We start from the raw sequence: 12,430 nt of genomic DNA, 5'->3' as shown, positions 1-12,430 counted from the left end.
TTTTTAACCTCCAAAAAATTTTTTTAAACCATCTATAAAAGCTTTATTCTCTTCAGGTAACCCTATGGTCACTCTTATTTGATTTGGTCCAACTGGTCTTATTATAACTCCATTTCTGAGAAGGAAATCAAAAACTTCATGAGATGAAATAGAATCTGGCAGTATTATGTAAATAAAATTTGTTTGAGTTGGAAGATATTTGATTTCTTTTATTTTATCAAGTTCGCTGTATAGATATTGCTTACCCTTTTCATTTATTTCTAATACTTTTTTTAGGTGTTTCTCATCCTTTAAAGCAGCCTCTGCTGCTATCTGAGCAATTGTGTTTGTGTTAAAGGGTTCTCTGATTCTGTTCATTTCGGTAATTATTTCTTTTTTAGCGATACCATAACCTATTCTCAGGCTTGCAAGTCCATAGGCTTTTGAAAAGGTTCTTAAAATTAGTATATCTCTGCCATCCTGAAAATATTTTAAAGTATCAGGGTAGTCTGAATCTGTAACATATTCATAATAGGCTTCATCTACAATGACCAATATTCCATCTGGAAGGGCTTTCATAAATTCATCAAATTCTTTTTTATAGTTCATGGTACCTGTTGGATTATTTGGATTGGCTATAAAAACAATCTTTGTTTTCGTTGTTACTTCCTTAAGCATTCCTTCAAGATCATGTTTCCAATCTCGGAGAGGCACTTCCTTTGGAATTCCTCCTTGAGAAGTTACACTCATTGCATAAACAATAAAAGAGGGTTTTGCCATAACTGCCTCATCCCCGGGACCAACATAGGTTTTTACTGCTATGTCTATAAGTTCATTAGAGCCATTACCAAAAATTATCTCATCATGAGTTAAATTTATTCTTTTTTTTAAAAAAAACTCACATAATGCATTTTTAAGATAATATCCGCTTCCTTCTGGATACCTTGCAAGTTCTGCTGGATTAGACAAAAATTCCTTAATGGCTTCTAAAACCTTTGGTGAAGGACCTAAAGGATTCTCATTTGATGCAAGTTTTATACACTCCTTTATTCCAAGCTCCCTTTCAACCTCTTTAATTGGTTTCCCTGGAATATACGGTTGAATTTTTTCCACATAAGGTAGTGGTTTAATCATAAATTCCTCCTCCTATGAAAAATTTTTGATATTATAAGACAAAATTCTAAAAAACATACCTTGCTTATCTTTTCCTACCGCCTGTATGTGAAGCAATTGAGACAATTTTAAAGATGTCTTCACCTGACTTAAGAGCTTCTAATAACTTTTTGAACATATACGCAGTTTCTAAATTAGTTTTTTCTTGAAGCATTAAAAGCTTTGCCAAAAGTATTAAAAACTTGATACTATACTCTCCTTTCTTTCCCAGAGCTTCATATTCTTTGATTTGCTGGCGACTGGACTCTAATAAATTTTCTATACTCAAAATTTTTTCTCTTTCTTCATTCGATCTAATCGGTTTAGTTTTTTCCCAACACTCAATCAAAAAATCTAAAAATTGCTGGGTCTTTTCTCTATCAGAATGCATTTTTATAAGAATGTCAACAGCCCAATGAATATGCTTAGGTGTCCTTATATTTGACCATTTCTCACTTTCCCTTTGGCGATATTTTATCAAGATATCGTAGTCACTTATAGTTCCCTGATAAACAGCAACAATGAACTTGTCGTTAACTGTAGAAACAAAAAGCGGCGATACCTTTTTACCATTCTTTTTAAAGGGCATGAATTGTCGCATCTCATCTTCATTCATTCTATAGCCTCCGGTAAACTATTAAATAATTATGTGTAATTTCTAAGTTTTCAGACAATTCCTTTTCTTTATGAGCTTCCTTTGAAACCACGACAATCTCTTTCAAAAATAATTCTGGTATATCTTCAAATATGTCAACTATATATTTAGCCATAGGTTCAATATAACCTTTTACTTGAATATCTCTTGTTTGAATTACACAATATCCATCTTTATTTATACTATGAATAGTATTTGTGATAAATGTCTTTAGATGTTTAAGATACATATCGACAAATTCATAATTTAATTCCTTAAACTCAAGACATGGAGATTTAACGAATAAAAGTTCCATAGTGTCTAAAGGTAATCTTCCAGTATATTCTTTATCCTCATCCTTGAATGTAAGTTCAATAAGCCTATACTTTCCACATGGTGCATATCTTTTAATTACATTCTTTTCTAATGACAACTCCAATTTATCTTCAGGAAAGATCCAAACAGTAGTTGTCTCAAACTCTTTTAACTTCCCCTTTTGGGGTTTTGTAGTATTTGTAGTAAGAGTAAAAATTTCCTTATACTGTGTTAATGTTTCTCCAATATATACTGATTCATTTAGATATAAAGGTTTCTCAAATATCGGCAGATATTCATGAGCAAGAAGAAGGAAATTATACTTAATACTATTTTTATACCAAAAACCTGTGGTTTTACAATTATGCTGTCTCTTTATTACAAGTTCCTTTAATTTAAAACCAGCGTCAAGATAGACATTTATAAGTTTGAATCCTAAGGGAACCACATGTTTATGCCTTCTCATGTCACCGATAAGGATTGCACATTGTCTACCTGGCTTCAGTACTCTATAACTTTCACAAGCAACTTTTTTCATTTCTTTTAAAAAACTGTCAAGATTAAGAAAAGATAAATCCCCTTCTTTATGATTTGTATAATGGATAATATCTGCATATGGTGGATGGGCGCAAATCAGGTCAACTGAATTATCTTCTAAAAATGACAGATCTCTTGCGTCACCAACGAATAATTCTGGCTCATAAATTTTTAAAGACTTAGTATCTGGTATTTTAAAATCAACATTTTGTCTTGCCAGTTCTATCGCCTTCTCATTAATATCAAAAGCTATACATCTCCTGCCAAGAAGTTTTGCCTCAACAGCAGTAGTACCAGCTCCGCAGAAATAATCTAAAACAAGCTCCCCAGGCTTTGAGTACTTTAAAATTACATTTCTCGGGATATAAGGTGACCAGTTTCCTCTGTATTCACCGCTATGGGTTGCCCAATCTCCACGACTCCTAAAACTCCACACAGTGGTTGTCTCCTCTTTAAAATCCTTAGGGGCAAGTCTTTTGAGCTTCTTTTCTTTCTTTAATGAACTTATACTTACTCCTGTAGCTTTTCTTAAAATATTTTCAAGCTGGCGATATGTAATCTTATACTTCTTTCCAATTTCAAGATCAGACATACCATTTAATTTATCTGATACTATAGCCTGCTCAAATTCTTTTAAATTAATCATATCTTCTTCCTTAATAGATGTTAAGTATTGTCTACTCATTTAAGAAAATTGGTTTAAAAGCATTAAATTTCAATGTATTATGTATTTTATGCTCGCCTCCATCTTTTTTTCAAGGTTAAAGTTAGTATATTGCTAATACTAAAAAAGAGGCAAATATTAACTTGATTAATTATATGTTCCTTAATTACAAATATAGCTGCAAGAGTCAGCTTTTCATGAAAATTTAGACATTACTTTCAAAAATTGGATATGAGCCTAGATGAACAAGCTCTATACAGTAAGATTTTACCTTTTCAAGGGTTTTCTGCACTTCTTCTTCTTCAATGTGCCCAATAAAGTCAACAAAAAATATGTATTCCCATTTACGCATCTTTGCCGGACGAGATTCTATTTTTGTTAAGTTTATATTTGCATCTTTAAAAGGTTTCAAAGCATTGTAAAGGGCACCAGGTTTGTCCTGAAGGGAAAACATTATGGATGTTTTATCTGTGCCTGTTTTATTTGGAAAATTTTTGCTTAGTATAAAAAATCTTGTGTAGTTGTTTTTATAGTCTTCAATGTGTTTTGCAACAAACTTAAGCCCGTAAATGTTGGCTGCAAATTCGCTGGCAATGGCTCCAATTTCCTCATCTAAAGAAGCCTGCCTTGCTGCCTCTGCAGTAGATGCAACATCATAAAGAGGTATATTTGGCATGTTTTTGTTTAACCATTCTCTGCATTGAGCTTTTGCATGGGGATGGGAGTAAATTTTTTTTATTTTCTCTTTTTCTCCTGTAAGAGAAAGAAGATGATGAGTTATGGGAATTATTATTTCACCAGAAATTTTTACTTCATACTGGGTAAACATATCAAGAGTATAGGTTACAGTTCCCTCATTTGAGTTTTCTATTGGCACAATACCAAATTTTGACAATCCCTTTTCAACAGATTCAAATATAGATTTAATACTATCCTGAGGTTCAAACTTTGCAAAACTTCCAAAATACTTTATTGCAGCAAGATGGGTAAAAGTGCCTTCAGGTCCAAGATAGGCTATTTTTTGTGATTCCTGAAGTGCAAGGGTTGCTGAAAGAATTTCTCTAAAGAGAGTTTTAATTATCTCATTAGAAAAGGGTCCTTTGTTTAATTCAAGAAGTTTATTTATTAATTTTTTCTCTCTTACTGGATCATAATAGGAAAGTTCTTTAGCTTTTTTAATTTCAGCAATTTTTAGAGCAACAGAGGCTCTTTTATTAAGCAGAGTAAGTATCTCTCTATCAATTTGATCAATTTCATCTCTTAATTTTTGTAGTTCTTTATCAGTCATTTTTTATTTATTCTATCATAATAATATTAAATTATGATAAAATTTAAGTCATGAAAAAACAAAGGGAAAAAATGATGGATAGAGTTTTAAACTGGATTGCTACCCATGACGATGACACACCTTTTCTTTTAATAGATAAGGAGGTATTAAAAGAAAAAGTCTCACAAATTGGTAAAGGTATTAATAATTCTAAGGTTTTTTATGCAGTCAAGGCTAATCCTGATATTGAAGTTTTAAGGTTTTTAAATGAGTTAAAAGTAGGCTTTGAAATAGCTTCAGAGGGAGAATTAGCAATACTTAAGCAACTTAATGTTGAACCTGAAAGAATGATAACAAGCAATCCCATAAAAACTTTTAAATTTTTAAAGGAGGCAGTTGAATACGGAATAAATTATTATGCCTTTGATTCTTTTGCAGAGGTTGAAAAGCTTGCAAAATACGCACCAAAGAAAAAAGTTTATGTAAGACTTTCTGTCCCCAATGAGGGTAGTGAATGGCCTTTAAGTAAAAAATTTGGCGTTGAGATCGAAGATGCGGTAAAGTTACTCCTTTATGCTAAAGAAAAGGGACTGGAGCCAATTGGAATAACCTTTCATGTAGGTTCTCAATGTAGTAATATTTACAATTGGCATACTGCAATAGATAAAGCAAGGCAAGTAAAAGAATTAGCTTTAAAAGAGGGTATAGAAATAAGAATGTTAAACATAGGTGGCGGATATCCAATTGAATATATTAAAAAAGTTCCCGATATAGAGACAATTGAAATGAAAATTAACTCAATACTTCAAAATTATTTTCCTGACACTGACATTTTTATAGAACCTGGAAGAGCAGTTGTAGGAGATGCAGGAGTTTTTGTTTCAAGAATTATAGGGAAAGCTAAAAGAGGAGATGAAAACTGGCTTTACATAGATGTTGGAGTTTTTAATGGATTAATGGAAAGTATAGGAGGTATTAAGTATCAATATATTGTTGGTAGTAGAGGAGAAGAAAAACATTGGACAATTGCAGGTCCAAGCTGTGATAGCTTTGATGTTATTGATAAAGAGGTTCTGCTTCCTGAGCCAGATGTAGGAAGCCTCATTCTTATTCTTTCTGCTGGAGCATATACAGTATCCTATGCATCAGAATTTAACGGATTTTCAATACCAAAAACATTTTTAATTTAGGAGGATTACCATGATTAAGTTTTTTGAAAAGGATCCCTATGCACCCATACAATATGTTTATGATGTTGAAAAGGTTCTTTATAAGGGAAAAAGTAAATTCCAAGAAATAATGGTTTTTGAAAATCCCTATTTTGGAAGAATTCTTGTCCTTGATAATGTAGTTCAGCTGACTGAAAGAGATGAATTTATATATCATGAGATGCTAACCCATGTTCTTATGCATGCCCATCCAGAGGCAAAAACTGTTGCAGTAATTGGAGGCGGAGATGGTGGAGCAGTAAGAGAAGTGCTTAAACACGATAGTGTGCAAAAACTTTATTTTGTAGAAATTGATGAGGAAGTTATAAATATCTCAAAAAGATTTTTCCCTACCGTATCTTCAGCAATTGATGATCCAAGAGTTGAGATTAGATGTATGGACGGAGCAGAATTTATAAAGGAAATGGAAAATACTCTTGATGTTATAATAGTAGATTCCACTGATATAATAGGTTTTGCAAAGAGTCTTTTTACAGTTGAATTTTTCAAATCCGTCAGAGATGCCTTAAAGGAAAGTGGAATGTTTGTAACTCTTTCTGAATCACTTATTTTTCACAAAAACCTTGTTTATGAGGTTCAAAATTCAATGAAACTTATATTTCCTATTGTTGATCTTTACACTGCATCTATTGCAACCTATGCTGGAAACTGGTGGAGCTTTTCAGTAGGCTCAAAATCCTTAGATCCCCGTGAGATAAGAAAGTCTGTTAAGGTTTCAACAAAACTTTATACTGAGGATTTACACAAAGCCTGTTTTCTTCCCAGAGATATTTACAAAAAACTTTTAAATAAAGAACTTGATTGGTAGAAATTACCGATTTAAGAAGGGCTGTTTTTTTGCTTATGCTGTCATTTCGAATGGTTCAATGCCCTGAGGTACTGTCCTGAGTGAAGCAAAGGAATTCATCCTCTTTTTTCACCCTGAATGAAGTGGAGGGTCTCATAAAAAAGGAGGAAGATTTTTCACCATTGATCAGAATGACAAAAAATTATCAGAATAATATAAAAATTAGGGTAATGGGTAGAAATTGACTTTTTTAAAGCTTTCATGCTAACTTTAAATGTTAGCACTTTAATATGGAGAGTGCTAAAGTGAAAAATACCATGATTGATGAGAGAACAAAAAGAATACTTTGCGCAGTTGTAGAAAGTTACATTGAAAAACCTGAACCGGTTGGTTCTCGTTATATAATGAAGAAATACGGATTCGATATTTGTTCTGCAACAATAAGGAATATAATGTCTGATTTAGAAGATGCTGGTTTTCTCTTTCAACCGCATACATCAGCAGGAAGAGTGCCAACAGATAGAGCATATAGATTTTATGTAGATTATATACTTCAGGAGGCATTATTCACTCATTCAGCTGAAATTAAAAAGTTCATAGAAAATCTTACAAAAAGACTTAGAAAACTTAGGAACAATATGAATTCACTTTTTTTAGAAGCAACCCAGAGCCTATCTCAGGCTACACATTATTTAGGTTTAGCTGTTTTGCCTGCAACAGAAAAAACTGCACTTCATAGAGTAGATTTCATAAAATTTAAAGATGACTTAGTAATAGCAGTGGTGGTAAATGATAAAGGTATTGTTAAGCATAAAATCATAAAAACCTATCCTGAAATAACTCAGCAGGAACTTAACAGCCTTGCTGAGTTTGTTAATAGAAATTATCAAGGCAAAACTATTGATGAAATTAGAGAAGACCTGATTGTAAGGATAAAAAAAGAAAAAATTTTTTGGGACAGACTGATTAATAAGATTTTAAGAATGTGTCAGGAAGCACTGTATTTTTCAATAGAGGATGTTTATGTATCAGGACTTTATCATATAATGCATTTACCTGATTTTTCGGATATAGAAAAACTAAAAGAAATTGCAAAAACAATTCAGGACAGACATCTTCTGCTTAAACTTTTTGAAAATATATCTGAAGATGATGAGGTAAAGGTAATAATAGGACAGGAAAACCCTGTAGAGGAATTTAGAAGTTTTAGTATAATTGCCTCACCCTATAAAGAAAAGGATAAATCACTTGGTGTTATTGCTATTGTGGGACCAAAGAGAATGAACTACCAAAGAGCAATAACACTTATTAATGCCTTTGCAAAATCATTAACAAATACGCTTTCAGAGTAGGAGGTGTTACATAAATGGAAGAGATAAAAAAAGAGGAGACAAAGGAGTCTGAAGAATTATCTTATGAAGGCTTTGCCTTAGAAGATAAACCAAGAGATGTTGCTGAAACTCTTCAACAGGAACTTTCCGAACAGAAAGAAAAATATCTAAGGCTTTATGCAGAGTTTGAAAACTATAAAAAAATGGTGCAAAAAGAAAAGGAAGAATTGATCAATTATGCCAATGAAAAACTCATTAAAGATCTTTTACCTATTATAGATAATTTTGAGCTTGCTATTAAGCATGCTGGTAGTGACGAAAGTTCTAAATGGATTGAAAGCATGAAGACAGGAGTTACAAACACTCTTAAGGAATTTTTGCGAATACTTGAAAAATATGGTGTAAAGCCTATTGAAACAGTTGGACAAATTTTTAATCCTGAAATTCATCATGCAGTGAGCACCGTTGAAACAGACGAACAAGAAGAAAATATAATATTAGAGGAACTTCGTAAAGGTTATTTTTATAAAAATAAGCTTCTAAGAGAACCTCTTGTAGCAGTATCAAAAAAACCAAAACCCTCTTCAGAGGGCGAAACTATGCTAAAAAAGGAGGAATAAAAAATGGGCAAAGCTATAGGAATAGACCTGGGTACAACAAACTCTGTTGTAGCAGTAGTTGTTGGTGGAGAACCTGTTGTAATTCCTAATCAGGAAGGGCAGAGAACAACCCCATCAGTTGTAGCTTTTACCGATAAAGGTGAAAGATTGGTAGGACAGGTTGCAAAAAGACAGGCAATAACAAATCCCGAAAATACAATATTTTCTATAAAAAGATTGATGGGAAGAAAGTATAATTCTCCAGAGGTTCAGGAGGCTAAAAAAAGACTTCCTTATAAAATTGTAGAAGCACCTAATGGAGATGCCCATGTGGAGATAATGGGAAAGAGATACTCTCCTCCTGAGATTTCTGCAATGATACTTCAGAAACTTAAACAGGCAGCTGAGGATTATCTTGGTGAACCTGTTACAGAGGCAGTAATTACAGTACCAGCCTATTTTGATGACAGTCAGCGACAGGCAACAAAAGATGCTGGAAGAATCGCAGGTTTAAATGTTTTAAGGATAATAAATGAACCTACCGCTGCAGCTTTAGCTTATGGGCTTGATAAAAAGAAAGAAGAAAAAATTGCTGTCTATGACCTTGGTGGAGGAACCTTTGATATATCCATTCTTGAGATTGGAGAAGGTGTTATTGAGGTAAAGGCAACTAATGGTGATACCTATCTTGGCGGTGATGATTTTGATATAAGAATTATGGATTGGTTGATAGATGAGTTTAAGAAACAGGAAGGAATAGACCTTAGAAAAGACAGGATGGCTCTTCAGAGACTTAAAGAAGCTGCTGAAAGAGCTAAAATTGAACTCAGTTCAGCAATGGAGACAGAGATAAATCTGCCATTCATAACAGCAGATGCCTCTGGTCCAAAACATCTTCTTATGAAACTGTCAAGGGCTAAGCTTGAACAGCTTGTTGATGATTTAATCCAGAAAAGCCTTGAGCCTTGTAGAAAGGCTCTTTCAGATGCAGGTTTATCAACTAATCAGATAGATGAAGTTATTCTGGTTGGTGGACAAACAAGAACTCCTAAGGTTCAAAAAGTTGTACATGAATTTTTCGGGAAAGAACCTCACAAAGGTGTAAACCCTGATGAAGTAGTGGCGGTAGGAGCAGCTATTCAGGCAGCAATTCTTAAAGGTGAAGTAAAAGAAGTACTTCTTCTTGATGTAACCCCTCTTTCACTTGGAATAGAAACACTTGGTGGTGTATTTACAAAAATTATTGAGCGTAATACAACAATCCCAACAAAGAAATCTCAGATATTTACAACTGCTGCTGATAATCAGACCGCTGTTACAATTAAAGTATATCAAGGTGAAAGAGAAATGGCAGCAGACAACAAACTTCTTGGAGTATTTGAACTTGTCGGAATTCCTCCAGCTCCCCGTGGAGTACCTCAGATAGAAGTTACCTTTGACATAGATGCTAATGGAATTCTTCATGTTTCTGCAAAGGATCTTGCAACAGGAAAGGAACAATCAATTAGAATAACAGCATCAAGTGGTCTTACAGAGGAAGAAATTAAAAAGATGATAAGAGAGGCTGAAGCTCATGCAGAGGAAGACAGACGGAAAAAACAACTTGCTGAGGCAAGAAATGATGCTGACAATATGATATATACAGTTGAAAAAACATTAAGAGACATGGGAGATAGAATCTCCGAGGATGAGAAGAAAAGAATTCAGGAGGCAATTGAAAAATGTCGTAGAATAAAGGATACAAGCAATGATATTAATGAGATAAAATCTGCCACAGAAGAGCTTGCAAGAGCCTCTCACAGAATAGCAGAAGAGTTGTATAAAAAGGCAGGTGCTTCTCAATCAGGAACCAGAGCAGAGTCGCAAAGCAAAAAGGATGAAGAGGTAATAGAAGCTGAAGTAGAGGATAAAGATACTAAATGAAAGACTACTATAGTATCCTTGGAGTAAGCCGGGATGCCTCTCAAGAAGAGATTAAAAGGGCATTCCGGCGACTTGCAAGGCAGTATCATCCGGATTTAAATCCTGGTAACAAAGAAGCAGAAGAAAAATTTAAAGAAATAAATGAAGCCTACTCCTGTTTGAGCGATCCAGTAAAAAGAGCAAATTATGACAGATACGGAACAGCAGAAGGACCAACAGGTAATGGATTTGGCTTTGAAACATACACTACATTTACTGATATTTTTGAAGACCTCTTTGAAGGATTTTTTGATAGCTTCGGATTCAAAAAAAACAGAGCAACAAAAGGTGCTGATTTAAGATATGATCTAACAATTACCCTTGAAGAAGCGGCTTTTGGAGTAGAAAAGAATATAAAATTTCCAAGATGGCAAGAGTGTGAAAAATGCTCCGGTAGCGGAATAAAACAGGGTAGTAGCCCCATTATATGTCCTTCCTGTGGTGGAAGTGGTTATATAAGATATAATCAGGGATTTTTCACTGTATCTAAAACATGTTCTAAATGTTCTGGAAAAGGAAAAATAATAAAAGATCCCTGTCCTGATTGTTCCGGAATGGGAAAAATCCGAGTAGAGCATTCACTTACAATAAAAATACCTGCGGGAGTTGACACAGGAAGTAAACTTAAAGTTTCTGGAGAAGGAGAACTTGGAGAATTTGGCGGACCAAGAGGAGATCTTTATATTTTTATAAATGTCAAAGAACACGATTTTTTCACCAGACAGGGGGTCAATATTCATTGTTCTGTTCCTATATCCTTTGTAAAAGCTGTTTTTGGTGGTGAAATAGAAGTGCCTACATTAGATGGGAATGAAAAAATTCATATACCTGCTCATACACCATCAGGAAGAGTTTTTAAACTCAAAGGTAAGGGGCTTCCCCGGGTAGGAAGCACTCAAAGGGGGGATCAGATTGTAACTGTCTATATAGACGTTCCTAAGAAACTTAATCAGCGACAGAGGGAACTTCTTGAAGAATTTGCAAAGGCATCTGGAGAAGAGATTAAAAAAACTTCCAAAGGATTTAAAGATAAATTAAAGGACATTTTTTCAATGTAGAGGTCAAAAATGAACTTTTTTGACATTCTTAGGCACAAAGTGCCGAAGAATTTTATCCTTTTTCTAATTTTTATATTCTCTTTATTAATTTCTACATCTTGTTCAAAAAAAACAGAAAAAGCTGACATTACAATTTACACAAGTCTTTATCCTCTTGAGCAATTTACAAAATGGATTATTCCAGAGGCAAATATTAATAGATTAATTCCTCAAGGAGTAGACCCCCATTACTTTGAACCTTCTTTAAAAGACATTCAAAAACTTTACACTGCAAAGATGATAATATATCTGGGTAATACAGACATTGATCGATGGATTGACAAAATAAAAAATGACCTTATTCAAAGGGGAGTAAAAGTAATAAGGCTTCAGGATCATATAAATTTTAAAACGTATTCTTCAGGTAACGAAATAGACCCTCATGTATGGCTGGACCCTCAATTAAGCATTGAAATTTTAAAGATCATAAGAGATGTAGCAAAAGAAAGCTTTCCAGATAAAAGAGAGATTTACGAAAAAAACTTTTCCCAATATTTATTAAAGCTTAAAGAACTTGATGAAGCATATAGAAAAAATATTTCAAATTGTAATTTAAAAGATGTCATAACTACCCATGAATTTTTAAATTATCTAAGTGCAAGATACGATTTTAACGCCTATTTCATTGTTCATGAACCCGATGAAGAACCTTCATTAAAGAAGATTAAAAAACTAAAAGAATTGATCAAGAAAAATTCTATTAAGTATATAATCACAGAGCCAGAGGGAGAAAAGATAGCTCGAGTTCTTTCAGAAGAGACAAAAGTAGAAATTCTTCCCTTTAATACTTTGCATAGTGGTTTTGACAAAGATTATTTTGAAATAATGTATGAAAATCTCAAAATATTAAAAAAAGCTTTAATTTGTGATAAATAAA

General features: G+C 33.4%; 11 protein-coding genes. 7 read left to right on the top strand and 4 right to left on the bottom strand.

Going from position 1 to position 12,430, the window contains the following annotated elements; translation table 11 throughout:
- Nucleotides 1-3: 3 nt before the first annotated feature.
- The 4 genes from hisC to pheA form a co-directional block, all read right to left on the bottom strand.
- Nucleotides 4-1,113 carry a histidinol-phosphate transaminase gene (hisC, locus tag QI155_RS04185; protein WP_281321176.1) on the bottom strand — a complete coding sequence of 370 codons (1,110 nt, stop codon included), beginning with the start codon at nucleotides 1,111-1,113 and terminating at the stop codon, nucleotides 4-6.
- Nucleotides 1,114-1,177: 64 nt separating this feature from the next.
- On the bottom strand, nucleotides 1,178-1,747 hold the full coding sequence (locus QI155_RS04180; protein WP_281321175.1) for a hypothetical protein: 570 nt from the start codon (nucleotides 1,745-1,747) through the stop codon (nucleotides 1,178-1,180).
- A 1-nt stretch (nucleotide 1,748) separates the two neighbouring features.
- A complete protein-coding gene (locus tag QI155_RS04175) occupies nucleotides 1,749-3,263 on the bottom strand; it encodes a DNA methyltransferase (protein WP_281321174.1) in 1,515 nt (504 codons plus the stop codon).
- Between the two features lie 223 nt (nucleotides 3,264-3,486).
- Nucleotides 3,487-4,569, bottom strand: coding sequence for a prephenate dehydratase (pheA, locus tag QI155_RS04170; protein WP_068860990.1), 1,083 nt, complete (start codon nucleotides 4,567-4,569; stop codon nucleotides 3,487-3,489).
- Nucleotides 4,570-4,619: 50 nt separating this feature from the next.
- On the opposite strand from pheA, the gene QI155_RS04165 reads away from it, so the two are divergent.
- The 7 genes from QI155_RS04165 (at nucleotide 4,620) to QI155_RS04135 (ending at nucleotide 12,429) form a co-directional block, all read left to right on the top strand.
- Nucleotides 4,620-5,738 carry a type III PLP-dependent enzyme gene (locus tag QI155_RS04165; protein ID WP_068860988.1) on the top strand — a complete coding sequence of 373 codons (1,119 nt, stop codon included), beginning with the start codon at nucleotides 4,620-4,622 and terminating at the stop codon, nucleotides 5,736-5,738.
- 4 nt (nucleotides 5,739-5,742) lie between these two features.
- The gene (speE, locus tag QI155_RS04160) at nucleotides 5,743-6,585 is read left to right on the top strand and encodes a polyamine aminopropyltransferase (RefSeq protein WP_173894055.1); all 843 of its coding nucleotides are present in this window, start codon (nucleotides 5,743-5,745) and stop codon (nucleotides 6,583-6,585) included.
- 284 nt (nucleotides 6,586-6,869) lie between these two features.
- On the top strand, nucleotides 6,870-7,916 hold the full coding sequence (hrcA, locus tag QI155_RS04155; protein ID WP_143600766.1) for a heat-inducible transcriptional repressor HrcA: 1,047 nt from the start codon (nucleotides 6,870-6,872) through the stop codon (nucleotides 7,914-7,916).
- Between the two features lie 14 nt (nucleotides 7,917-7,930).
- On the top strand, nucleotides 7,931-8,515 hold the full coding sequence (grpE, locus tag QI155_RS04150) for a nucleotide exchange factor GrpE (RefSeq protein ID WP_068860981.1): 585 nt from the start codon (nucleotides 7,931-7,933) through the stop codon (nucleotides 8,513-8,515).
- Nucleotides 8,516-8,518: 3 nt separating this feature from the next.
- The gene (gene dnaK / locus QI155_RS04145; protein ID WP_068860979.1) at nucleotides 8,519-10,417 is read left to right on the top strand and encodes a molecular chaperone DnaK; all 1,899 of its coding nucleotides are present in this window, start codon (nucleotides 8,519-8,521) and stop codon (nucleotides 10,415-10,417) included.
- Nucleotides 10,414-11,514 (top strand): molecular chaperone DnaJ, encoded by a 1,101-nt coding sequence (gene dnaJ / locus QI155_RS04140; RefSeq protein WP_281321173.1) that lies wholly within the window; start codon nucleotides 10,414-10,416, stop codon nucleotides 11,512-11,514. The genes dnaK and dnaJ overlap by 4 nt, the downstream gene beginning before the upstream one ends.
- A 9-nt stretch (nucleotides 11,515-11,523) precedes the next feature.
- Nucleotides 11,524-12,429: a zinc ABC transporter substrate-binding protein gene (locus QI155_RS04135; protein WP_281321172.1), complete on the top strand. Its 906-nt coding sequence runs from the start codon at nucleotides 11,524-11,526 to the stop codon at nucleotides 12,427-12,429.
- Nucleotide 12,430: the final 1 nt, after the last annotated feature.

This window comes from Thermodesulfovibrio sp. 1176, assembly GCF_029946585.1.
Classification (GTDB): Bacteria; Nitrospirota; Thermodesulfovibrionia; order Thermodesulfovibrionales; family Thermodesulfovibrionaceae; genus Thermodesulfovibrio.
Note: the sequence above shows the minus strand (reverse complement) of the source record. Positions and strands in the feature narration are given on the sequence as shown.